This is a genomic window from Streptomyces violaceusniger Tu 4113, from assembly GCF_000147815.2.
In the GTDB taxonomy this organism is placed as follows: Bacteria; Actinomycetota; Actinomycetes; order Streptomycetales; family Streptomycetaceae; genus Streptomyces; species Streptomyces violaceusniger_A.
In genome coordinates this window covers 3,147,242-3,169,854 of record NC_015957.1, presented here as the reverse complement: position 1 = coordinate 3,169,854, position 22,613 = coordinate 3,147,242, and the positions used below count along the sequence as shown (strand labels likewise).

21 protein-coding genes are annotated in these 22,613 nt (G+C 71.0%); 1 reads left to right on the top strand and 20 read right to left on the bottom strand.

Annotated elements, in window-relative coordinates; all coding sequences use genetic code 11:
* Positions 1-11: 11 nt before the first annotated feature.
* From gmk to pyrR, 10 genes are all read right to left on the bottom strand, one after another.
* Complete coding sequence (gene gmk, locus STRVI_RS13820; protein ID WP_014056268.1) at positions 12-578, bottom strand: guanylate kinase; 567 nt, start codon at positions 576-578, stop codon at positions 12-14.
* Positions 579-626: 48 nt separating this feature from the next.
* Positions 627-950 (bottom strand): integration host factor, encoded by a 324-nt coding sequence (locus STRVI_RS13815; protein WP_009713618.1) that lies wholly within the window; start codon positions 948-950, stop codon positions 627-629.
* A 204-nt stretch (positions 951-1,154) separates the two neighbouring features.
* The gene (gene pyrF, locus STRVI_RS13810) at positions 1,155-2,018 is read right to left on the bottom strand and encodes an orotidine-5'-phosphate decarboxylase (RefSeq protein WP_014056267.1); all 864 of its coding nucleotides are present in this window, start codon (positions 2,016-2,018) and stop codon (positions 1,155-1,157) included.
* Between the two features lie 165 nt (positions 2,019-2,183).
* Entirely contained in the window at positions 2,184-3,284 is a 1,101-nt protein-coding gene (locus STRVI_RS13805; RefSeq protein ID WP_014056266.1) for a quinone-dependent dihydroorotate dehydrogenase, read from the bottom strand.
* A 177-nt stretch (positions 3,285-3,461) separates the two neighbouring features.
* The gene (gene carB, locus STRVI_RS13800) at positions 3,462-6,773 is read right to left on the bottom strand and encodes a carbamoyl-phosphate synthase large subunit (protein ID WP_014056265.1); all 3,312 of its coding nucleotides are present in this window, start codon (positions 6,771-6,773) and stop codon (positions 3,462-3,464) included.
* On the bottom strand, positions 6,766-7,923 hold the full coding sequence (gene carA / locus STRVI_RS13795) for a glutamine-hydrolyzing carbamoyl-phosphate synthase small subunit (RefSeq protein ID WP_014056264.1): 1,158 nt from the start codon (positions 7,921-7,923) through the stop codon (positions 6,766-6,768). Before carA ends, carB begins: the two co-directional genes overlap by 8 nt.
* Complete coding sequence (locus STRVI_RS13790; protein ID WP_014056263.1) at positions 7,920-8,534, bottom strand: hypothetical protein; 615 nt, start codon at positions 8,532-8,534, stop codon at positions 7,920-7,922. The genes carA and STRVI_RS13790 overlap by 4 nt, the downstream gene beginning before the upstream one ends.
* On the bottom strand, positions 8,531-9,826 hold the full coding sequence (locus STRVI_RS13785) for a dihydroorotase (protein WP_043235877.1): 1,296 nt from the start codon (positions 9,824-9,826) through the stop codon (positions 8,531-8,533). Before STRVI_RS13785 ends, STRVI_RS13790 begins: the two co-directional genes overlap by 4 nt.
* 2 nt (positions 9,827-9,828) lie before the next feature.
* Positions 9,829-10,809 (bottom strand): aspartate carbamoyltransferase catalytic subunit, encoded by a 981-nt coding sequence (locus STRVI_RS13780; RefSeq protein ID WP_014056261.1) that lies wholly within the window; start codon positions 10,807-10,809, stop codon positions 9,829-9,831.
* A gap of 139 nt (positions 10,810-10,948) precedes the next feature.
* A complete protein-coding gene (pyrR, locus tag STRVI_RS13775; RefSeq protein ID WP_014056260.1) occupies positions 10,949-11,530 on the bottom strand; it encodes a bifunctional pyr operon transcriptional regulator/uracil phosphoribosyltransferase PyrR in 582 nt (193 codons plus the stop codon).
* Between the two features lie 222 nt (positions 11,531-11,752).
* On the opposite strand from pyrR, the gene bldD reads away from it, so the two are divergent.
* Entirely contained in the window at positions 11,753-12,253 is a 501-nt protein-coding gene (gene bldD, locus STRVI_RS13770; protein ID WP_014056259.1) for a transcriptional regulator BldD, read from the top strand.
* A 191-nt stretch (positions 12,254-12,444) separates the two neighbouring features.
* On the opposite strand, the gene nusB is transcribed toward bldD, so the two are convergent.
* From nusB to ruvX, 10 genes are all read right to left on the bottom strand, one after another.
* On the bottom strand, positions 12,445-12,897 hold the full coding sequence (gene nusB, locus STRVI_RS13765) for a transcription antitermination factor NusB (protein ID WP_014056258.1): 453 nt from the start codon (positions 12,895-12,897) through the stop codon (positions 12,445-12,447).
* 2 nt (positions 12,898-12,899) lie between these two features.
* Positions 12,900-13,466: an elongation factor P gene (efp, locus tag STRVI_RS13760; protein ID WP_014056257.1), complete on the bottom strand. Its 567-nt coding sequence runs from the start codon at positions 13,464-13,466 to the stop codon at positions 12,900-12,902.
* A gap of 63 nt (positions 13,467-13,529) precedes the next feature.
* Positions 13,530-14,654, bottom strand: a complete 1,125-nt coding sequence (locus tag STRVI_RS13755) for an aminopeptidase P family protein (protein ID WP_014056256.1) — start codon at positions 14,652-14,654, stop codon at positions 13,530-13,532.
* A gap of 248 nt (positions 14,655-14,902) precedes the next feature.
* On the bottom strand, positions 14,903-15,886 hold the full coding sequence (locus STRVI_RS13750) for an AAA family ATPase (RefSeq protein WP_014056255.1): 984 nt from the start codon (positions 15,884-15,886) through the stop codon (positions 14,903-14,905).
* Positions 15,887-16,171: 285 nt separating this feature from the next.
* Positions 16,172-17,272, bottom strand: coding sequence for a 3-dehydroquinate synthase (aroB, locus tag STRVI_RS13745; protein ID WP_014056254.1), 1,101 nt, complete (start codon positions 17,270-17,272; stop codon positions 16,172-16,174).
* On the bottom strand, positions 17,269-17,751 hold the full coding sequence (locus tag STRVI_RS13740; protein WP_050993943.1) for a shikimate kinase: 483 nt from the start codon (positions 17,749-17,751) through the stop codon (positions 17,269-17,271). Before STRVI_RS13740 ends, aroB begins: the two co-directional genes overlap by 4 nt.
* Positions 17,752-17,999: 248 nt before the next feature.
* Positions 18,000-19,184, bottom strand: a complete 1,185-nt coding sequence (gene aroC / locus STRVI_RS13735; RefSeq protein WP_043235872.1) for a chorismate synthase — start codon at positions 19,182-19,184, stop codon at positions 18,000-18,002.
* Positions 19,185-19,387: 203 nt separating this feature from the next.
* Positions 19,388-20,215, bottom strand: coding sequence for a shikimate dehydrogenase (locus STRVI_RS13730; RefSeq protein ID WP_014056251.1), 828 nt, complete (start codon positions 20,213-20,215; stop codon positions 19,388-19,390).
* Positions 20,216-20,221: 6 nt separating this feature from the next.
* Positions 20,222-22,057 (bottom strand): endolytic transglycosylase MltG, encoded by a 1,836-nt coding sequence (gene mltG / locus STRVI_RS13725; RefSeq protein ID WP_014056250.1) that lies wholly within the window; start codon positions 22,055-22,057, stop codon positions 20,222-20,224.
* A 91-nt stretch (positions 22,058-22,148) separates the two neighbouring features.
* A complete protein-coding gene (gene ruvX, locus STRVI_RS13720) occupies positions 22,149-22,613 on the bottom strand; it encodes a Holliday junction resolvase RuvX (RefSeq protein ID WP_014056249.1) in 465 nt (154 codons plus the stop codon).

Here is a 22,613-nt window from a genome sequence, read left to right as displayed (position 1 = left end):
TGAATCGAAGATCAAGCCACTCGCATCAAGGCTAGCAGCTCATTTGCCACGTCCTCGACGGAGGTATTGACCATGGTCGTATCGAACTCGGACTCGGCAGCCAGCTCGGTCCGAGCGGCCTCCAGGCGCCGCTCGATGACCTCGGGCGCCTCGGTGCCCCGGCCGGTGAGCCGGCGGACCAGCTCCTCCCAGCTCGGCGGCGCGAGGAAGACGAGCTGCGCCTCCGGCATGGACTCGCGGATCTGCCGTGCGCCCTGCAGATCGATCTCCAGCAGCACCGGCTCGCCCGCGCCGAGGCGCTCCATGACCGCCTCACGCGGGGTGCCGTAGCGGTTGCCCGCGAATTCGGCCCACTCCAGCAGCTCACCATTGGCTATGAGCTTGTCGAACTCCCCGTCGTCCACGAAGAAATAGTGGACGCCGTCCCGCTCGCCGGGGCGCGGTCGGCGGGTCGTGGCGGAGACCGAGAGCCAGACCTCGGGGTGTTCTTTGCGCATATGAGCGACGACCGTGCTCTTACCGACCCCAGAGGGGCCGGAGAGCACGGTCAGTCGCGGTCGTGCGGAGTGTGCTGCCATGGAGCGATTATCCAGGTTCCCGGGAGTGCCTGGAAACGCCGGGCCGCGTCAGCCGGCGGCGCCGCCGAACTCACGCTCGAGCGACGCGATCTGGTTGGAGCCCAGACCCCGCACTCGACGGCTCTCGGAGATGCCGAGCCGCTCCATGATCTGCTTGGCGCGGACCTTGCCGACGCCGGGCAGGGACTCGAGGAGAGCGGACACCTTCATCTTGCCGATGACGTCGTTCTCCTGGCCCTGCTTGATGACCTCGTGCAGGGATGCGCCGGAGTGCTTGAGTCGATTCTTGACCTCGGCGCGCTCCCGGCGAGCCGCGGCGGCCTTTTCGAGCGCGGCTGCGCGCTGTTCAGGGGTAAGGGGCGGAAGAGCCACGCCTACGTCACCTCGGATGTCGAACTGTCGGATATGGACCGGTGAGGAACTTAGTCGCCCCTCACCTGGGGAGCAACGCGCAACGCAGCAGCGCGTTCGCTCTCGTCGGAGACTAGCGGCCGATCCCGCTCCAGTCAGCGAGAACAGACGAAAAGTCCTGGTCAGACTCGCTCGACTCGGACATTTACGGACAAAATAGCCGGGTTATTCGGCCACAGCACGCACTTCCTCAGCCATTCGGGAGGCCGCCGCGACCAGCGACGCGGCGTCCGGACCGTGCCGAAGCACCCCCCTGCTGACGCTCGGAACGACATTTTTGATCGCCGGGCCGAAGACCGCCGGAAGATCGGCGGGGGTCGCGCCCTGGGCGCCGATGCCGGGGGCCAGCAGCGGCCCGTCGATCGTCAGATCGACGCACGCCTCCTCCGGCGCCCTGCCCAGCGTCGCGCCGACGACCGCGCCGTACGAGCCGAGGCGGCCCTCGGCGGCCTCGGCCGCGTTCTCGGCCTTGAGCGCCCTCAGTACGGTGGCCGCGACGGTCGAACCGTCGGGCCGTACCGCGTGCTGCACCTCGGTGCCCTCCGGGTTGGAGGTCAGCGCCAGCACGAAGACGCCCGCCCCCGCCGCCCGCGCCGCGTCCAGCGCCGGGCGCAGCGAGCCGAAGCCGAGGTAGGGGCTGACGGTGACCGCGTCCGAGAACAGCGGGCCGGCCGGATCCAGATAGGCGGAGGCGTACGCGGCCATGGTCGACCCGATGTCGCCGCGCTTGGCGTCCATCAGCACCAGCGCCCCGGCGGCCCGGGCGTCGGCGACGGCCCGCTCCAGCACCGCGATGCCGCGGGAGCCGAACCGCTCGAAGAAGGCCGACTGCGGCTTGAGGACGGCGACCCGCTCGGCGAGGGCGTCCACAACGGTCCTCGTGAACCGCTCGAGCCCCGCGACGTCGTCCCCCAGGCCCCAGTCGGCGAGCAGGGAGGCGTGCGGGTCGATGCCGACGCACAGCGGGCCGCGGGCGTCCATGGCGGCGCGCAGCCGCGTACCGAAGGGGGTGGGGGCAGAGGTCGTCATTGGTCTCTCCTCAGGAAATTCAGCCCCTCCGGCGATCGAGGGAGCAACCTCCCAGCCCCTCCGGCGTTTGAGGAGCGGGGTCCGGGGCGGAGCCCCGGCGGGGGCCCGGCGGCTCCGCCCCCGGTTCGGGAAGGGGCGGGGTGGGGAACAACGCCGCCGGAGGCGTTACGCGGATGCCTTCGCGCCGACGGCCTCGGCGAGGGTGGCGTACGGGCTCGCGGCCAGCCGGTCCGCGAGGCCGCGGTGGATCTCACGGCACCAGAACGGGCCCCGGTAGATGAAGGCGCTGTAGCCCTGCACCAGCGTGGCACCGGCCAGAATCCGCTCCCAGGCGTCCTCCGCGGTCTCGATCCCGCCGACCCCGACGAGGGTCAGCCGGTCGCCCACACGGGCGTACAGGCGGCTCAGCACCTCCAGGGAGCGTGCCTTCAGGGGGGCGCCGGACAGGCCGCCGGTCTCGGCGGTGAGCCGCGAGTCGCAGGTGAGGCCGAGGCCGTCGCGCGCGATCGTCGTGTTCGTGGCGATGATGCCGTCCAGGCCGAGCTCGACCGCCAGATCGGCGGCCGCGTCCACGTCCTCGTCGGCGAGATCCGGCGCGATTTTGACCAGAAGTGGCACCCGGCGATCGGTGACCGTACGGTCAGCGGCCTCGCGGACCGCGGTCAGCAGCGGCCGTAGCTGGTCCACGGCCTGGAGATTCCGCAGTCCGGGGGTATTGGGCGAGGAGACGTTGACGACGAGGTAGTCGGCGTGGGCGGCGAGCCGCTCGGTGGAGGTCACATAGTCGGCGACGGCCTCCGCCTCCGGGACGACCTTGGTCTTGCCGATGTTGACGCCGAGCGTCGTGACGAAGGCCGGGCGCCGGGCGGCGAGGCGGGCCGCGACCGCCGCCGAGCCCTCGTTGTTGAAGCCCATCCGGTTGATCAGGGCTCGGTCGGCGACCAGCCGGAAGAGCCGCCGCTTGGGGTTGCCGGGCTGCGGCTGGGCGGTGACCGTGCCGATCTCGACATGGTCGAAGCCCAGCATGGCCATGCCGTCGATTCCGGCGGCGTTCTTGTCGAATCCGGCGGCGAGCCCGAAGGGCCCGTGCATCCGCAGGCCCAGCGCCTCGGTGCGCAGCGCCTTGTGGCGGGGGGCGAGGACGGCGGCGGCGAACGTCCGCAGGACGGGGACGCGGGCCGCCAGCCGGATCCAGGAAAAGGCCAGGTGATGGGCCTTCTCCGGGTCCATGCGCCGGAAGATCAGGTTGAACAGGAGCGCGTACATGAGGGGCTTTCTGCGCGGAGGCGAAGGGGTGGGCTCATCAGGAGGCGGGCTCATGAGGGGCTCATAAAGGGCTGGCCCATGAAGAGGGGCTCATGAAGAGGGGGCTCATGAAGAGGGGGCTCATGAAGAGGGGGCTCATGAAGAGGGGGACACCGGCCGGTGTCCCCCTCCCTCGCCTCACTCCTCGCGGGCGGCGGTCAGATGTTCCGCGTGTTCCTGGAGCGATCGGACGCCGACCGCGCCCCGGCCCAGCGCCTCGATGCCCTGGACGGCGGCCGCGAGCGCCTGGACGGTGGTCAGGCAGGGCACCCCGCGGGCGACGGACGCCGTACGGATGTCATAGCCGTCCAGCCGCCCTCCGGTGCCGTACGGGGTGTTGACGATCAGGTCGACCTCGCCCTCGTGGATGAGCTGGACGATGGTCTTCTCACCGTTCGGCCCCTCGCCCTCGCTGTGCTTGCGCACCACGGTCGCGTTGATCCCGTTGCGCTTGAGCACCTCCGCCGTGCCCGAGGTCGCCAGCAGCTCGAAGCCGAGGCCGACCAGCTCCCGGGCCGGGAAGATCATCGAACGCTTGTCGCGGTTGGCGACGGAGACGAACGCGCGCCCCTTGGTCGGCAGCGCGCCGTACGCCCCGGCCTGCGACTTGGCGTAGGCCGCGCCGAAGACCGAGTCGATGCCCATGACCTCACCGGTCGAGCGCATCTCCGGGCCGAGGATGGTGTCCACCCCGCGCCCGGAGGCGTCCCGGAACCGCGACCACGGCATCACGGCCTCCTTGACGGAGATCGGCGCGTCCAGCGGCAGCGTGCCGCCGTCGCCGCTGGAGGGCAGCAGCCCCTCGGCGCGCAGCTCGGCGATGGTGGCGCCCAGCGAGATCCGGGCGGCGGCCTTGGCCAGCGGTACGGCGGTGGCCTTGGAGGTGAAGGGGACGGTGCGGGAGGCGCGCGGGTTGGCCTCCAGCACGTAGAGGATGTCCCCGGCCAGCGCGAACTGGATGTTGATCAGCCCGCGGACGCCCACACCGCGTGCGATGGCCTCGGTCGAGGCGCGCAGCCGCTTGATGTCGAAGCCGCCGAGGGTGATCGGGGGCAGGGCGCAGGCCGAGTCGCCGGAGTGGATCCCGGCCTCCTCGATGTGCTCCATGACGCCGCCGAGGTAGAGCTCCTCGCCGTCGTAGAGCGCGTCCACGTCGATCTCTATGGCGTCGTCGAGGAAGCGGTCGATCAGCACGGGGTGCTCGGAGATCAGCCCGGCGTGCCGCTCCAGGTACGCGGCGAGCGAGGGCTCGTCGTAGACGATCTCCATGCCGCGGCCGCCGAGGACGTAGGAGGGGCGGACCATGACCGGGTAGCCGATCTCGGCGGCGATGCCCTTGGCCTGCGCGAAGGAGAAGGCGGTGCCGTACTTGGGCGCGGGCAGCCCGGCCTCGGTGAGCACCCGGCCGAAGGCGCCGCGCTCCTCGGCGAGGTCGATCGCCTCGGGCGAGGTGCCGACGATCGGCACACCGTTGTCCTTGAGTGCCTGGGCGAGGCCCAGCGGGGTCTGGCCGCCGAGCTGGACGATCACACCGGCGACCGGGCCCGCCTGCTGCTCGGCGTGGACGATCTCCAGCACGTCCTCCAGGGTGAGCGGCTCGAAGTAGAGCCGGTCGGAGGTGTCGTAGTCGGTGGAGACGGTCTCCGGGTTGCAGTTGACCATGACGGTCTCATAGCCCGCGTCATGCAGCGCGAAGGAGGCGTGGACGCAGGAGTAGTCGAACTCGATGCCCTGGCCGATGCGGTTGGGGCCCGAGCCGAGGATGATCACCGCGGGGGTCTCGCGCGGGGCGACCTCGGACTCCTCGTCGTAGGAGGAGTAGAAGTACGGGGTCCTGGCGGCGAACTCGGCGGCGCAGGTGTCGACCGTCTTGTAGACGGGCCGGATGCCCAGGGCGTGCCGCACCTCGCGGACCACGTCCTCGCGCAGCGAGCGGATTCCCGCGATCTGGGCGTCGGAGAAGCCGTGCCGCTTGGCCTCGGCGAGCAGCTCGGGGACGAGCTTGTCGGCGGCGGCGACCTCGTCCGCGATCTCGTTGATCAGGAAGAGCTGGTCCACGAACCACGGGTCGATCCGGGTGGCGTCGAAGACCTCCTGCTGAGTGGCCCCGGCGCGGATCGCCCCCATCACGGTGTTGATCCGCCCGTCGGTCGGGACGGCGGCCTTGGTCAGCAGCTCGGCCTTGTTCCCGGGCTCGCCGGTGAAGTCGAACTGGCTGCCCTTCTTCTCCAGCGAGCGCAGCGCCTTCTGCAGCGCCTCGGTGAAGTTGCGGCCGATGGCCATGGCCTCGCCGACCGACTTCATGGTGGTGGTGAGCCGGGCGTCGGCGGCCGGGAACTTCTCGAAGGCGAAGCGCGGCACCTTGACCACGACGTAGTCGAGCGTGGGCTCGAAGGACGCCGGGGTCTGCTCGGTGATGTCGTTGGGGATCTCGTCGAGGGTGTAGCCGACGGCCAGCCGGGCGGCGATCTTGGCGATGGGGAAGCCGGTGGCCTTGGAGGCGAGCGCCGAGGAGCGGGAGACGCGCGGGTTCATCTCGATGACGATGACCCGGCCGTCCTCGGGGTTGACCGCGAACTGGATGTTGCAGCCGCCGGTGTCGACGCCGACCTCGCGGATGACGGCGATGCCGATGTCCCGCAGGATCTGGTACTCGCGGTCGGTGAGCGTCATCGCCGGGGCCACGGTGATCGAGTCACCGGTGTGCACGCCCATGGGGTCGAAGTTCTCGATGGAGCAGACGACCACGACGTTGTCGTTGCGGTCGCGCATCAGCTCCAGCTCGTACTCCTTCCAGCCGAGGATGGACTCCTCCAGGAGCACCTCGGTGGTCGGCGAGAGGGCCAGGCCCTGGCCGGCGATACGGCGCAGCTCGTCCTCGTCGTGGGCGAAGCCGGAGCCAGCGCCGCCCATGGTGAAGGAGGGGCGGACCACGACGGGGTAGCCGCCGAGCTCCTCGACGCCCGCGAGGATGTCGTCCATGGAGTGGCAGATGACCGAGCGGGCGGACTCACCGTGGCCGATCTTGGCGTGGACGGCCTCGACGACCCTCTTGAACTGGTCGCGGTCCTCGCCCTTGTGGATCGCCTCGACATTGGCGCCGATCAGCTCGACGCCGTACTCGTCGAGGGTGCCCGCCTGGTGCAGGGAGATGGCGGTGTTGAGCGCGGTCTGGCCGCCGAGGGTGGGCAGCAGCGCGTCGGGGCGCTCCTTGGCGATGATCTTCTCGACGTACTCCGGGGTGATCGGCTCGACATAGGTGGCGTCGGCGATCTCCGGGTCGGTCATGATCGTGGCCGGGTTGGAGTTGACCAGGATGACCCGCAGGCCCTCGGACTTCAGCACCCGGCAGGCCTGGGTGCCGGAGTAGTCGAATTCGGCGGCCTGGCCGATGACGATCGGGCCGGAGCCGATAACCAGGACGGACTGGATGTCGGTGCGCTTAGGCACGCTGGCCCTCCATCAGGGACACGAAGCGGTCGAAAAGGTACGCGGCGTCATGCGGACCTGCGGCGGCTTCGGGGTGGTACTGGACGCTGAACGCGGGGCGGTCGAGCAGCCGCAGCCCCTCGACCACGTTGTCGTTGAGGCAGACATGGGAGACCTCGGCGCGGCCGAAGGGGGTGTCGGACGGCGCGTCGAGCGGGGCGTCCACGGCAAAGCCGTGGTTGTGGGCGGTGACCTCCACTTTCCCCCCTGTCCACGTTCCCGTGGCGCCGCGCTCCTGCACCGGCTGGTTGATCCCGCGGTGGCCGTACTTCAGCTTGAAGGTGCCGAAGCCGAGCGCGCGGCCGAGGATCTGGTTGCCGAAGCAGATGCCGAACAGCGGCGTGGAGCGCTCCAGCACGGCCCTCATCAGGGAGACGGGGTGGTCGGCGGTGGCCGGGTCGCCCGGGCCGTTGGAGAAGAAGACCCCGTCCGGGTCGACCGCGTAGATGTCCTCGGCGGTGGCGGTCGCGGGCAGGACGTGCACCTCGATGCCGCGCTCGGCCATCCGGTGCGGGGTCATGCCCTTGATGCCCAGGTCGATCGCGGCGACGGTGAACCGCTTGGTGCCGATCGCCGGGACGACGTAGGTCTCGGCGGTGGCGACCTCGCCACTGAGGTCGGCGCCCTTCATCTGCGGGGCGGCCTGCACCTTCGCGAGCAGCGTGGCCTCGTCGGCGATTGCCTCGCCGGAGAAGATGCCCACGCGCATGGCGCCGCGCTCGCGCAGATGGCGGGTGAGGGCACGGGTGTCGATCCCGCTGATGCCGACGACGCCCTGGGCGGTGAGCTCCTCGTCGAGCGACCGGCGGGAGCGCCAGTTGGAGGGCGTACGGGCCGGGTCGCGCACCACATAGCCGGAGACCCAGATGCGCTGGGACTCCGGGTCCTCGTCGTTGACGCCGGTGTTCCCGATGTGCGGGGCGGTCATCACGACGACCTGGCGGTGGTAGGAGGGGTCGGTCAGCGTCTCCTGGTAGCCGGTCATCCCGGTGGAGAACACGGCCTCGCCGAAGGTCTCCCCCACGGCCCCGTAGGCCCGGCCGCGGAAGGTGCGGCCGTCCTCCAGGACGAGTACGGCAGGGGCGCTGGCGCCCCGGGTGGAGGTCGTCATCGTTCGGCGCCTTCCGTCTGGTTGCTGGGGTGGTTCTGGTCGCTGTCGGAGGTGGTGAGGGCGTCGACCCAGGCCGGGTGCTCGGCGGCGTGGTCGGAGCGGAAGCCCGAGTCGATCAGCTTCTCGCCGAGCTGCCAGGTGATCACCAGCAGCCCGCCCTCGGCGAGGACCTTGCCCGCGATGCCCTTGTCGAGCCGGGCGCCGCGCAGCTCGGCGGCGGGGATGAAGAAGTCCTGGGCGCCCGGCCGGACCACGCTCACGCCCTGGTCGGTGAGGGTGAGCTCGACCCGGCTGCGGGTGCCGAGACCGTGGGCGACGATCCGGTCCAGCCACTGCCCGGCGGTGGTGGAGCCGTGGTAGCGGCCGCTCATCCGAAGCTGCGGGTCACCGGGCTCGGACGGGGCCTGGGGCAGCTCGGGGAGGTCGCCCTGGAGGGTGCCGCGCCACTTCCAGCCCTCGCGCATCAGCCAGTAGACCAGCGCGATGACCAGCAGCAGCCCGACGACCCAGCCGATCCGGGCGGCCCAGTCCGTCACGTCCTGCGATTTCTGCTCGGCGGCGAGGCCCGCGAATCCCGCGAGGCCCGCCACCGGATGGTTCACAGATGTCACGCCAACTTCCCGTCCACAACCGTCGCCCGGCCCCGCAGGAAGGTGTACGTCACGCGGCCCGGCAGTTCGCGGCCCTCGTAGGGGGTGTTGCGGCTGCGGGAGGCGAAGCCCGCGGGGTTCACCACACCACGGTAAGCGGAGTCGAGCAGGGTGAGGTTGGCGGGCTCCCCGGCGGCGACGGGACGGCCGTGGCCGGTCAGCCGGCCGATCGCCGAGGGCCGCACCGACATCCGGTCGGCGACGCCCGTCCAGTCCAGCAGCCCGGTGTCGACCATGGTGTGCTGGACCACGGACAGCGCCGTCTCCAGGCCGACCATGCCCATGGCCGCGGCGCCCCACTCGCAGTCCTTGTCCTCGTGCGGATGCGGGGCGTGGTCGGTGGCCACGCAGTCGATGGTGCCGTCGGCGAGCGCCTCGCGCAGCGCCATCACATCGGCCTCGGTGCGCAGCGGCGGGTTCACCTTGTAGACGGGGTCGTAGGAGCGTACGAGCTCGTCGGTGAGCAGCAGATGGTGCGGGGTGACCTCGGCGGTGACGTTCCAGCCCTTGGACTTGGCCCAGCGGACGATCTCGACCGAGCCGGCGGTGGACAGATGGCAGATGTGCACCCGGGAGCCGACGTGCGCGGCGAGCAGCACATCGCGGGCGATGATCGACTCCTCGGCGACGGCCGGCCAGCCGCCCAGGCCCAGCTCGGCGGAGACGATGCCCTCGTTCATCTGGGCGCCCTCGGTGAGCCGGGGCTCCTGGGCGTGCTGGGCGATGACGCCGTCGAACGCCTTCACATACTCCAGCGCGCGGCGCATGATCACCGCGTCGTCCACGCACTTGCCGTCGTCGGAGAAGACCCGCACCCCGGCGGCGGAGTCGTGCATCGCGCCCAGTTCGGCGAGCTTCTTGCCCTCCAGGCCCACGGTCACCGCGCCCACCGGCTGGACGTCGCAGTAGCCGGACTCCCTGCCCAGCCGCCACACCTGCTCCACGACGCCCGCGGTGTCCGCGACCGGGAAGGTGTTGGCCATGGCGTGGACCGCGGTGAAACCGCCGACCGCGGCGGCCCGGGTGCCGGTGAGGACCGTCTCGGAGTCCTCGCGGCCGGGCTCGCGCAGATGGGTGTGGAGGTCGACCAGGCCCGGCAGCAGGATCTGCCCGGCGACGTCGATCACGGTGGCGCCGTCCGCGTCCAGCCCGGTGCCGACCGCGGCGATGCGCTCCCCCTCGATCAGCACGTCCCGCGGCTCACCCCCGAGCACCTTCGCCCCGCGAAGCAGCGTCTTGCGGGTGTCGCTCATGGTCACTTGCTCTCCTCGGTGCGGGCGGTGGCGACGGCGGACTCGTTCCCGCCGAGCAGCAGATACAGGACGGCCATGCGGATCGAGACGCCGTTGGCGACCTGCTCGACGGCGGTGCAGCGGTCGGAGTCCGCGACCTCCGCGGTGATCTCCATACCGCGGTTCATGGGGCCGGGGTGCATGACGATGGCGTGCTCCGGCATCCGCGCCATGCGGTCGCCGTCCAGGCCGTAGCGGCGGGCGTACTCCCGCTCGGTGGGGAAGAACGCGGCGTTCATCCGCTCGCGCTGGACGCGCAGCATCATCACGGCGTCGCTCTTGCCGACCACCGCGTCCAGGTCGTAGGAGACCTCGCAGGGCCAGCTCTCCACGCCGAAGGGGACCAGCGTCGGCGGGGCGACCAGCGTGACCTCGGCGCCCAGGGTGGCCAGCAGATGGACGTTGGAGCGGGCCACCCGGCTGTGCAGGATGTCGCCGACGATCGTGACCCGGCGCCCGGCCAGGTCCTGTCCGACGCCGGAGGCGTCCGGGGTCAGATGGCGGCGCATGGTGAAGGCGTCGAGCAGCGCCTGGGTGGGGTGCTCATGGGTGCCGTCGCCCGCGTTCACCACGGCGCCGTTGATCCAGCCGGAGGTGGCGAGCCGGTGCGGGGCGCCGGAGGCGTGGTGGCGGATCACCACGGCGTCCGCGCCCATGGCCTCCAGGGTGAGCGCGGTGTCCTTCAGGGACTCGCCCTTGGAGACCGAGGAGCCCTTGGCGGAGAAGTTGATGACGTCGGCGGACAGCCGCTTGGCGGCCGCCTCGAAGGAGATGCGGGTGCGGGTGGAGTCCTCGAAGAAGAGGTTGACGACGGTACGGCCGCGCAGGGTCGGCAGTTTCTTGATCGGCCGGTCGGCGAGCCGGGCCAGCTCCTCGGCGGTGTCGAGGATCAGGACGGCATCGTCGCGCGAGAGGTCGGCGGCCGAGATGAGGTGGCGCTTCATCCGGTTGCTCCGTGGGTGAAGGAGGTGTGCGGGCGTGCGGGCGGGCAGGCGCGGGGACCGGTGTCATGGCGGCACCGGTGGTCCGTCGGGCGGGTCCCCCCGGGGTCGCCGGGGCGGCACTCGCCGTCGGTGAGGGGCGCTACTCCCCGTCCGCGGGGGTGGTCTCGCGCAGCCCGAGGAGCACGCTGTCGCGGCCGTCCTCCTCGGTGAGCTGGACCTTGACCGTCTCCCGCAGCGACGTGGGGAGGTTTTTACCGACATAGTCGGCGCGGATCGGCAGTTCACGGTGACCACGGTCGACGAGGACCGCGAGCTGGACCGCGCGCGGGCGCCCGATGTCACCGAGGGCGTCGAGCGCGGCGCGGATGGTGCGGCCGGAGAAGAGCACATCGTCGACGAGGACCACCAGACGGCCGTCGATGCCGTCGTCGGGGATCTCGGTACGGGCGAGCGCGCGGGCCGGGCGCAGCCTCAGGTCGTCGCGGTACATCGTGATGTCGAGCGAGCCGACCGGGATCCGGCCGGGCTTGCCGGTGATCTCTTCGAGCCGGGCGGCCAGCCGCCGGGCGAGAAAGACACCACGGGTGGGAATGCCGAGCAGCACCACGTCATCGGCGCCTTTGGCGCGTTCGACGATCTCGTGGGCGATGCGGGTGAGAACGCGCGCGATATCCGGTGCTTCCAGCACGGGGCGCGCGGCGTCCGAGGTAGGGGCGTCCATACGAAACGGACCTCCTTCTCCGCCTCACGGGACGGACCTTAAAGGACGGTCGGATTTGCGCCATTCACACTAGCAGGGGTCCGGGGTGCTCTCGCCATCACCCCTGGCCGGAGCCCCTCCGCTCCGTTCGGCTTGACGAATGGAAATTACGCTGCGTAACCTCACAGTGAGTGACCAGCCGCGCGGCACAGCCGCACGTCGATACAGCGTCCGGGGAGCTTTATGTCCAGCGAATACGCCAAACAGCTCGGGGCCAAGCTCCGCGCCATCCGCACCCAGCAGGGCCTCTCCCTCCACGGTGTCGAGGAGAAGTCCCAGGGCCGCTGGAAGGCCGTGGTGGTGGGATCGTACGAGCGCGGCGACCGCGCCGTGACCGTGCAGCGTCTCGCCGAGCTGGCCGACTTCTACGGCGTCCCGGTGCAGGAACTGCTTCCGGGCACGAGCCCGGCCGGGGCCGCCGAGCCGCCGCCGAAGCTGGTACTGGACCTTGAGCGACTGGCCCATGTGCCGGTCGAGAAGGCAGGCCCGCTGCAGCGGTATGCCGCCACGATCCAGAGCCAGCGTGGCGATTACAACGGCAAGGTGCTCTCGATCCGCCAGGACGACCTGCGCACCCTCGCCGTTATCTACGACCAGTCGCCGTCCGTGCTGACCGAACAGCTCATCAGCTGGGGCGTGCTGGGCGCCGACGCCCGCCGCGCGGTCCAGCACGAAGACGTCTGAGTCCCCAGTCCCCTTTCCCTCTTCACCAGCAGAAACGTGCCGCCGGAGGCGGTGGGGCCCCTCTGGGTCCTCCACCGCCCCCGGCGGCTTTGTCGTATGACGCGCCTGTGCGGCGTATGACGCCCCTGTGCGGCGTCCGTCGTATGGCCCGGCGGTCCGGCTCGTAGTCCGGCGTGACGGCCCCGTCGCGGTTATGCCCGGTGCTCCGGGTGCTCCTGATCGCGACGCAGAGTCGGCTTCAGCTCCTTGATACGGCCCAGCAGACCGTTGACAAAGGCCGGCGAGTCATCGGTGGAGAACTCCTTGGCGAGCTGCACCGCCTCGTCGATCACCACCGCGTCCGGGGTCTCGTCCTCCCACACCAGCTCATACGCGCCCAGCCGCAGGATATTCCGGTCGACGACCGGCATCCGGTCCAGCGTCCAGCCCACCGCATAGGTGGCGATCAGCTCGTCGATCCGGTCGATGTGCTGCGCATATCCCTCGACGAGCTGCATCGTGTATTCGCTGACGGGCGGCTGCCGGTCGTCGGTCCGGGCGAGCCGGATCCAGTCCGCGAGCACGATCTGCACGGTGGCGCCGCGCTGATCGGCCTCGAAGAGGATCTGAAAGGCACGCTTACGGGCCTTGTTGCGGGCAGCCACGGTTAGTTGTTCACCCGACCGAGGTACTCGCCGGAGCGGGTGTCGACCTTGATCTTCTCACCGGTGGTGATGAACAGCGGCACGCCGATCTCGTAGCCGGTCTCCAGCTTGGCGGGCTTGCTGCCACCGGTGGAGCGGTCGCCCTGGACGCCCGGCTCGGTGTACTCGATCACCAGCTCGACGGCGGCGGGGAGCTCGACGTACAGCGGGTTGCCCTCGTACATCGCCACGACGGCCTCGAAGCCCTCCAGCAGATAGCGGGCGTTGTCGCCCACGACCTCGGGGGTGATGTAGATCTGGTCGAAAGTGTCCATGTCCATGAACACAAAGCTCTCGCCGTCCTTGTACGAGAACTGCATGCCGCGCTTGTCGACATTGGCCGTCTCGACCTTCACGCCGGCGTTGAAGGTCTTGTCGACCACCTTGCCGGACAGCACGTTCTTGAGCTTGGTGCGCACGAAGGCGGGGCCCTTGCCGGGCTTGACGTGCTGGAACTCGACGACGGACCAGAGCTGGCCGCCTTCGAGCTTGAGCACCAAGCCGTTCTTGAGGTCGTTCGTGGATGCCACGGTTGCGGGTTCTCCTGGACTACAGCTGGCGGAGACCAGAAAGCCGCCGGCGCGCCCTGTTCTTCAGAGTGCGAGCAGCTCTTTGGTCGTGATGGTGAGTAGCTCGGGTCCGCCGTCCGCCTCGGGGCGGACGACGAGCGTGTCATCGATCCGGACACCGCCCCGTCCCGGGAGGTGGACCCCCGGCTCGACGGTGACCGGCACACAAGCGTCCAGTTTACCCATGGCGGACGGTGTGAGCCGAGGGTCCTCGTCGATTTCCAGGCCCACACCGTGTCCGGTGCACGGTTCGAGGGCGTCTCCGTAGCCCGCCGCGGTCAGCACCTGGCGGGTCACCCGGTCCACATCGCAGTAGGCCCGGCCCGGCAACAGCGCCTCCCGCCCGGCCCGCTGGGCGGCGAAGACGGCATCGTACAGCTCGACCTGCCAGTCCGCGGGCGAGGGTCCGATGACGAAGGTACGGCCCACCTGGCAGCGGTAGCCGCGGTAGTCGGCACCCAGGCAGATGGTGAGGAAGTCGCCCTCCTCGACCCGCCGGTCGGTGGGCAGATGGCCGGGGCGTCCCGCGTTGGGCCCCGCCGCGACGACGGTGGGGAAGGCCGGGCCGTCCGCGCCGTGGTCCACCAGCCGGCGCTCCAGCTCCAGCGCCAGATGACGCTCGGTGCGGCCCACCAGAATCGACTCCAGCAGCTCGCCGAGCGCCTGATCGGCCAGCTCCCCGGCGATCCGCATACAGGAGATCTCCTCGTCGTCCTTGACGAGCCGCAACTGCTCGACGGCGCGGTCCAGATCGGCCAGACGGAGCCGGGGCGCGGCGGCGCCGAGCGCCCGATGGCGGGCGACGGTCAGATCGTGCTCCTCGACGGCCAGCGAGTCGGCGCCGTCCGCCGCGGCCAGATCGGCGGCGGCCACCACCGGATCGCCGTCCGCGCCGGGAATGACGAGCAGCCGGGGCTCGTCCGAACGCGTCGGGCCCGAGGAGAGGGACGGAGAGAGCGGTGGAGCGGACGGGATCTCGGTGGCCACCAGCACATCCTGGACCGGGCCGAGCAGCAGCACGGCTCCGGGCGGCACGGCGCCGCACAGATAGCGCACATTGGCGGGCCGGGACACCAGCGCCGCCGCGCTCCCGGCCGCGGTGCACTGATCGTGCAGACGGGCACGTCGGGCCGCGTACACCTCGGACATGTCCCCGAGCGTACGCACGCTCAGGGGTCTTGGCTCCTCCAATGGCTCCGGCGAGTGAGCCGAAGGGGCGCGTCGCTGTCGAGTCGCTGTCGAGTCGCTGTCGAAAGGGAGCGCGCGCGCAGGCCTCTGAGGAACGAAGAGGCCGAGCACGGTCGACCGTCGACAGGGGGCACCTCCCAGCGGTAGCCGGGGGGGGAGAGACTGAGGCGCCCGGAGGCGAACCGAGCCTCAAAAAGGGGCGGCCGTGGTTACCAGCTCGGTGGGCTTGCGATGGAGCGGGTGACCACCTCGTCGAGCATGCGGGCCGTGGTCTCCACGTCATACGTGGAGTTGTCGATGATCGGCAGGCCGGAGCCGTACCACCCGGCCATCCGGCCGTGGATCCGCGCCACCTCCTCGTCGCTGAGGCGGCGGTTACCGGTGCGGGCCGCGTTCCGCTCCAGGACGATCTCCAGGCCCGGAAGGACCACCACCGGCAGCAGACCGGGGCCCACATGGCGCTTCCAGCCGCCGAGACCGACGACCGGGCGGTCGGGGAAGACGGCGTCGTCGAGGATGCAGGAGATCCCGTTGGCCAGGAAGTTACGGGCGGCGAAGCCGCAGGTGCGGCGGGCGAGACGATACTGCGCCTCGGAGTTCTCGTTCCACCCCGACTGGGGGTTGGCGAAACCGGACCGGACCCACTCCCGCACATCGTCGAGGCTGATGTGCGCGGTCGGCACCCGGCGGCGGTCGGCCCAGTGGCGCGCGACCGTCGTCTTGCCCGCCCCGGCCGGTCCGATCAGCAGGACCGCCACGGCCGCCTGCGAGACATCGGCGACCGACGGGTCCGCCGGGGGGTGCGGCAGCGGCACCGGACCGCCGGGCGGGAGCTGGATATGGCCGGTGGTGTTCACCGTCTCCAGCGGCGCCCCGGGGTGCGCGGGCGGGGCCGGCGGAGGCGATACCGGATGCTGCGCGGGCGGTGCGGGGTGCTGCGCGGGCACCGGAGGCGCGGGCGGGGCGGGGTGCCCGGGCACCGGAGGCGCGGGCGGGGCGGGGTGCCCGGGCACCGGAGGCGCGGGCGGGGCGGGGTGCCCGGGCACCGGAGGCGCGGGCGGGGCGGGGGGATTGGGGTGAGGTCCCGGGTGATGGTTCGCACTCGCGCCCTGGGCCCAGCCCGCACCCTGCGGACCGGGCACCGGCCCCGGCTGGTGGGGCGGTGGCAGCGGAGCTCCCACTGCATGCTGCATCCGGTGGCACTCCGTCTCGTACAGGCAGTTCTCATCCGACAACTGTCACGTTGATACGGCGGTGAGGCCGCTCCTACCGAACGGTACCTGCCCAGAGCGCCGCTGTGTGAACGCCCCGCAAACCCGTTGTGCGCCCGCCACCCCTTGCCTGCCAGGCAATTCGTAAGGGCCACAACTACGAGAGGTTGGGAAGCTGTTCGAAAGCCCGCGGCGATGCCGCGGGCTTCGAGGGCGATGACAGAGTTGCGACGCGACGCCAACGGCGACGACGGATTACCTTCCGCGTCAGCGGGAGATCTCGGCGTACGCGGCGAGCAGCACCGCCGGGTCCGGGCCCTCCAGGACGGTGGGCTTGGCGAGACCGTCCAGGACGATGAAGCGCAGCAGGTCACCGCGGGACTTCTTGTCGACCCTCATGGTCTCCAGCAGCTTGGGCCACTGGTCGCCACGGTAGGTGAGCGGCAGGCCCACGGACTCCAGGACGGCGCGGTGGCGGTCGGCCGTCGCGTCGTCCAGACGGCCCGCCAGCCGCCCCAGCTCGGCGGCGAAGACCATGCCCACGGAAACGGCCGCGCCATGGCGCCAGTTGTAGCGCTCGTTCTTCTCGATGGCGTGGGCGAGCGTATGCCCGTAGTTGAGGATCTCCCGCAGCCCGGACTCCTTGAGGTCGCTGGAGACGACCTCGGCCTTGACCCGGATGGAGCGCTCGATGAGCTCGGCGGTGTGCGGACCGGCGGGGGTGCGGGCGGCGGCCGGGTCCCGCTCGATCAGCTCCAGGATCTCCGGGTCAGCGATGAAGCCCGCCTTGATGATCTCGGCGAGCCCGCTGATGTAGTCGTTGGCCGGCAGCGAGTCCAGCGCGGCCAGATCGCACAGCACCCCGGCCGGGGGGTGGAAGGCGCCGACGAGGTTCTTGCCCTCGGCGGTGTTGATCCCCGTCTTGCCGCCGACGGCGGCGTCGACCATGGCCAGCACGGTCGTGGGAACGGCGATCCAGCGCACGCCGCGCAGCCAGCTCGCGGCGACGAATCCGGCGAGATCGGTGGTCGCGCCGCCGCCGACGCCGACGATCACATCGGTGCGGGTGAAGCCGGTCTGCCCGAGCGCCTTCCAGCAGTACGCGGCGACCTCGACGGTCTTGGCCTCCTCGCCGTTGGGCAGCTGGATCGCGACGGCGTCGTACCCCTGCTCGGCGAGGTCCTGACGGATGGCCTCACCGGTCTCGGCCAGCGCCTCGGGGTGCAGGACGGCGACGCGCTTGGCCGCGCCGATCAGCCCGGGGAGCTCGCCGAGGAGCTGCCGGCCGATCAGCACCTCGTACGGCGCGGTGCCCGCGGTGCCTCCGACCTGGATGCGCGTAGGAGTATCGGCCACAGGGGGTGTCATGCGTTCTTCAGCTCCAGTACGTCCAGGACGGCCTCGGCCACGTCCTCGGGGGTGCGGTCCTCGGTCGACACGACGGCGCGGGCGACCTCGGTGTACAGCGGGCGGCGCTGCTCCATCAGTTCACGCCAGCGCTGGCGCGGGTTGACGGTGAGCAGCGGGCGCGGGGCGTCCAGCCCGGTGCGCTTGACGGCCTCGGCGACGCCCATCTCCAGGAAGACGACGGGGAGGCCGACGAGCAGCTCACGGGTGCCCTCGTCGAGGATGGCGCCGCCGCCCAGCGCGAGCACGCCCCGGTGCTCGGCGACGGCGGTCCGTACGGCCTGCCGCTCCAGCTCACGGAAGTGCGGCTCGCCCTCGTCGATGAAGATCTCCGAGATCTCCTTGCCCGCCGTCGCGACGATGTCGGTGTCACTGTCGCGGAAGGTGGTGCCGAGCCGGTGTGCGAGCACCTGCCCGACGGTGGTCTTCCCGACGCCCATGGGCCCGACCAGCACGACGACGGGCCCCTCCCCGGCCTGCCCGCTCAGCCCCGCCGAATCGTTCGCCCCGCCGCGGCAGCGGCTGGTGTCACCGTCGCCCGTTCGGCGAAGGCGCGCGTCGTCGTCCGTCTGCCGCCCGGCGGCCTCGCGTGCGTCGCTCAGCCCCGCCGAATCGTTCGCTTCTCCGCCCGTTCGGCGAAGGCGCGCGTCGTCGTCCGTCTGCCGCCCGGCGGCCTCGCGTGCGTCGCTCACCGAATGGCCAGGTTCTCGAGGAAGCCCCGCACATTACGCCGCGTCTCGGTGACCGAGTCGCCGCCGAACTTCTCGGCGACCGCGTCCGCCAGGACCAGCGCGACCATCGCCTCGGCGACGATCCCGGCCGCCGGGACGGCACAGACGTCGGAGCGCTGGTGGTGGGCCTTGGTCGGCTCGCCGGTGGTCACATCGATGGTGGCCAGCGCCTTCGGCACGGTCGCGATCGGCTTCATCGCGGCCCGCACGCGCAACAGCTCGCCGGTGGTCAGCCCGCCCTCGGTGCCGCCGGAGCGGCCCGAGGAGCGCCGGATGCCCTCGTCCGTGGAGACGATCTCGTCATGGGCCTTGGAGCCGGGCACCCGCGCCAGGTCGAAGCCGTCGCCGACCTCGACGCCCTTGATGGCCTGGATGCCCATGAGCGCGCCGGCCAGCCGTGCGTCGAGCCGGCGGTCCCAGTGCACATGGGAGCCGAGGCCCACCGGCACGCCGTACGCGAGCACCTCGACGACGCCGCCGAGGGTGTCGCCGTCCTTGTGGGCCTGGTCGATCTCGGCCACCATCGCCTTGCTCGCGTCGGCGTCCAGGCAGCGCACCGGGTCGGCGTCCAGCTTCTCGACGTCGGAGGGCTTGGGGTAGACGCCGTACGGCGCCTTCGCGGCGGCCAGCTCCACGACATGCGAGACGATCTCGATCCCGGCCGTCTCCTTGAGGTAGGAGCGGGCGACGGTGCCCAGCGCCACCCGGGCGGCGGTCTCGCGGGCGCTGGCGCGCTCCAGGATCGGCCGGGCCTCGTCGAAACCGTACTTCTGCATACCGGCCAGGTCCGCGTGGCCGGGGCGGGGGCGGGTGAGCGGGGCGTTACGGGCGAGTCCCTCGAGGATCTCGGGGTCCACCGGGTCGGCGGCCATGACCTGCTCCCACTTCGGCCACTCCGTGTTGCCGACCATGATCGCGACCGGGGAGCCGAGGGTCAGTCCGTGCCGTACGCCGCCGAGGAAGGTGACCTCGTCGCGCTCGAACTTCATCCGGGCACCGCGGCCATAGCCGAGCCGCCGTCGGGCCAGGGCGTCCGCCACCATGTCGGTGGTGATCGGCACCCCGGCGGGCAGCCCCTCCAGCGTCGCCACGAGTGCGGGGCCGTGCGACTCCCCCGCGGTCAGCCAGCGCAACCTGCTCAACGGTGCTCCCTCATGCGCGTGCCTCGACGTCTTGCGGCGCGACCCGGTCCGCGCGACTCCGGCCCGCACCTCCGATCCTCCCACGACCCGGGAGTCTCATCGGTGCATGGTCCATGGGGTGGACGGTCGCGGCGGGCCGGGGACGGGTCGGGGGACGGTCGCGCCCGGCCGGTCGGGGGCCGCCGAGGAGCCCATGAGGCGGGTCAGCGCGACGCCAGCGCCTCGCGCATCGCGGCCAGCGGCGCGGGGGCGCGGCCCGTCATCTGCTCGACCTGGAGCACCGCCTGGTGGACCAGGAGGTCCAGGCCGCCGACGACCGAGCCGCCGCGCGCCGCCCAGGCGGCGGCGAGCGGGGTCGGCCAGGGCTCGTAGAGGACGTCGAAGAGCGCGCCGGGGCGGTCCGGTACGGACGCGGCGAGCGCGTCGGTGGTGCCCGCGGGGGTCGTGGCGATCACCAGGGGCGCGTCGAGCGCCTCGGCCGCGTCGCCCCAGTCCGCCGTGCGCACCGCGACGCCCAGCCGCTCGCCCCACTGCCGCATCTCGGCGGCGCGGGCCTCGCTGCGGACGTATGCGGTGACCTCGCCGTCGCAGATCCGGGAGAGCGCGGCCAGCGCCGAGGAGGCGGTGGCACCGGCGCCCAGCACGGCGGCGCGCGCCACGCGCCCGACACCGCGCTCCCGCAGCGCCGCCAGCATGCCCGGGATATCGGTGTTGTCCCCGAGCCTGCGGCCGTCGTCGGTGAAGACGACCGTATTGACGGCCTCCACCGATGCCGCGGTGTCGGTGATCTCGTCCAGCAGCGGGATGACGGCGCGCTTGAGCGGCATGGTCAGGGACAGCCCGGCCCAGGCCGGTCCCCCGTCCTCGCCGAGGTGCTTGAAGAAGTCCGGCAACGCGGTCTCGTCCACCTCGAAGCGGTCGTACGTCCAGCCGCTCAGGCCCAGCTCCCGGTACGCCGCGCGGTGCAGCACCGGTGACAGGGAGTGGGCGATCGGCGAACCGAGCACCGCTGCCCTGCGGTTTTCCGACATCTTTCCTCAGCCGTTGTTCGTGCGCTGCTTATTGAACTTGTCGACCCACTTCTGGTGATCCGCGTAGGTCTTGGAGAACTGGCTCTTCCCGCCTACCGCGACAAAGTAGTACCACCCGTCGGAGGTCGGGTTCAGCGACGCCTTCAGCGCGTCCGCACCCGGATTGCCGATCGGGCCCGGCGGGAGCCCCTTGTAGAAGTAGGTGTTGTACGGATTGTCGTATCCCTTGATCTCGCTGATCGGGATATCCAGCTTGCTCTGATTCTTGATGTAGTTGTACGTGGAGTCGAATTCCAGCTTGCCGTAGGTCTCCGGATTCGCGGGCTTGAGCCGGTTGTAGACGACCTCGGCCATCTTCCGGAAGTCGTCGTGGGTGACGCCCTCCGCCTGGACCAGGCTGGCCACGCTGATGAGCTGGAGCGGGGACTTGAGGCCCAGCTCCTTCGCCTTGCCCTCCAGGTCCTGGCTGCCGTAGTTGCGGTTGGCCTCGGCGACCATCTTGCGCAGCACGTCAGCGGGCTTGGCGCCCTTGCCCACGCTGTAGCGGGACGGGTAGAGGAACCCTTCCAGCGGATCCTTGATCTTGCTGTTGTCGTCGGCCCAGGAAGGCAGCCCGAGGTTCTTCGCCTCCTTCTTGGCGATGTCCGCGGTGGTACCCGCCTTGACGCCGATCTTCTTGTCGATCGCCGTGTAGATCGCGGCGTCGCGCATGCCCTCGGTGACGATCAGGGCGTTGCTGCTGGTGGGGTCGAGCATCAGCTTGACCGCCGCCGCGCCGGACATCTCCTTGCGCAGGCTGTACGTGCCCGGCTGGACGAACTTGCCGCTGTCCTCCACCGCCTTGACAAAGGCGCCACTGCTCTTGACCACGCCCTTGTCGGCGAGGATCGAGCCGATCTCGGCATTGCCGGAGCCGGAGGGAACGTCCACCTCGATCTGGCCGGTGCCGTCACCGGAGTAGTCGGGTGCGGGGCCGAAGCGGGTCTGCCAGAAGTCGTAGGCGTAGTAGCCGCCTCCGCCGACGGCGCCCACCAGGACGACGGTGACAAAGAGGCACGCCACGCCGCTGCGGCGCTTCTTGGGCTTGCCCTTGCCCTTCTTGCCGCCGCGCGCGCCGGCCTCGTCGTCGTCATCGTCATCGTCCGCCGCGTCGTCCAGGCCCCGGCCGCCGCCGTCCGTGAAGAACGGGTGGTCGTCCTCGCCGTCCGCCCGGGCAAACGGCTCCTCGGGAGCCTCACGCTGACGCGGCACCTGGTGCTCCGCGGACACCGTGGGCATCTGCTGTGTCTGCGGGGGCGCATGAGGGCCCTGGGGCCCCGAGGGGGCCTGCGCTGACTGCTGTTGTCCCTGATAGGCGTCCTGGGCCGGGTAGGAAGCGCCCTGGCCCCCGTAGGGATCCTGCGGATCCATGCCCCCGTACGAGCCGTCCTGGGGCGGATAGGGAACACCCTGGCCGGGGTACTCCTGCGGGTGCCGCTGATGCGGGTAGCCACCGTCCTGGCCGTCCCACTGGGGCTGCTGATGCTGCTGGTGCTGCTGCTGGGGATCCTGCTGATATCCGTGCGGATACTGCTGGTGCCCGTAGGGATCCTGGGCGTACGCGTCCTGCCCGTAGGAGCCCTGACCGTACGGATCCTGTCGGTAGACGTCCTGCGCATAGGGGTCCTGCGCGTACTGATCCTGAGCGTACTGATCCTGAGCGTAGGGGGCCTGCGCGTAGGGGGCCTGCGCGTAGGGATCCTGACCGGCCGCCGTGGGGTGGCCGTTCCACTCTCCGTCCCCGTACAGCGGATCCTCGGGAGGCCACGGTTGGGAGCCTGGTCCCCGGCCGTACTCAGTCATCGATCCCCTAGCGACGGAGGTGGTCACCGCCCGGCGTGTGCGTGGCACGGGTGGCGGCGGCCATGTCGCGCGGAACGTTACCGTACCGCGATCAGATGACCACTTCGACGGCTTCTCCGGGGGCCCGGCCCGAGACCCGCTCGGTCTCCAGCGCGCTCTGCAGGATCACCACGGCGGCTGCCTGGTCAACCACCGAGCGGCCCTTCTTCGACGTCACCCCGGAGGCACGCAGCCCCTGGGACGCTGTGACAGTGGTCATACGCTCGTCGACGAGCCGTACCGGCACCGGGGCGACCCGCCGCGCCAACTCGCGCGCGAAGGTGCGCACTTTGGCCGCGGCCGGCCCCTCGCGCCCGCTGAGCGAGCGCGGCAGGCCGACCACCACTTCGAGCGGTTCGTACTCCTCGACGAGCGCCGCGAGCCGCTTGTGGGCGGCCGGGATGTCGCGTCCCGGCACGGTCTCCACAGGTGTGGCGAGGATCCCGTCGGGGTCGCACGAGGCGACCCCGATCCGGGCGTCCCCGACGTCGATGGCGATCCGCCTGCCGCGTCGCAC

What these genes read in the sequence shown, in the direction of transcription:
- pyrF (WP_014056267.1), bottom strand. Translation starts at nt 2,018, where the DNA reads ATGACGACCTCTGCCCCCACCCCCTTCGGTACGCGGCTGCGCGCCGCC.
- STRVI_RS13730 (WP_014056251.1), bottom strand. Translation starts at nt 20,215, where the DNA reads ATGTCGGAAAACCGCAGGGCAGCGGTGCTCGGTTCGCCGATCGCCCAC.
- STRVI_RS13755 (WP_014056256.1), bottom strand. Translation starts at nt 14,654, where the DNA reads ATGTCCGAGGTGTACGCGGCCCGACGTGCCCGTCTGCACGATCAGTGC.
- carA (WP_014056264.1), bottom strand. Translation starts at nt 7,923, where the DNA reads ATGACGACCTCCACCCGGGGCGCCAGCGCCCCTGCCGTACTCGTCCTG.
- STRVI_RS13750 (WP_014056255.1), bottom strand. Translation starts at nt 15,886, where the DNA reads ATGCAGCATGCAGTGGGAGCTCCGCTGCCACCGCCCCACCAGCCGGGG.
- STRVI_RS13785 (WP_043235877.1), bottom strand. Translation starts at nt 9,826, where the DNA reads ATGAGCGACACCCGCAAGACGCTGCTTCGCGGGGCGAAGGTGCTCGGG.
- mltG (WP_014056250.1), bottom strand. Translation starts at nt 22,057, where the DNA reads ATGACTGAGTACGGCCGGGGACCAGGCTCCCAACCGTGGCCTCCCGAG.
- STRVI_RS13780 (WP_014056261.1), bottom strand. Translation starts at nt 10,809, where the DNA reads ATGAAGCGCCACCTCATCTCGGCCGCCGACCTCTCGCGCGACGATGCC.
- aroB (WP_014056254.1), bottom strand. Translation starts at nt 17,272, where the DNA reads ATGACACCCCCTGTGGCCGATACTCCTACGCGCATCCAGGTCGGAGGC.
- STRVI_RS13740 (WP_050993943.1), bottom strand. Translation starts at nt 17,751, where the DNA reads ATGGGCGTCGGGAAGACCACCGTCGGGCAGGTGCTCGCACACCGGCTC.
- bldD (WP_014056259.1), top strand. Translation starts at nt 11,753, where the DNA reads ATGTCCAGCGAATACGCCAAACAGCTCGGGGCCAAGCTCCGCGCCATC.
- STRVI_RS13805 (WP_014056266.1), bottom strand. Translation starts at nt 3,284, where the DNA reads ATGTACGCGCTCCTGTTCAACCTGATCTTCCGGCGCATGGACCCGGAG.
- gmk (WP_014056268.1), bottom strand. Translation starts at nt 578, where the DNA reads ATGGCAGCACACTCCGCACGACCGCGACTGACCGTGCTCTCCGGCCCC.
- pyrR (WP_014056260.1), bottom strand. Translation starts at nt 11,530, where the DNA reads ATGGACGCCCCTACCTCGGACGCCGCGCGCCCCGTGCTGGAAGCACCG.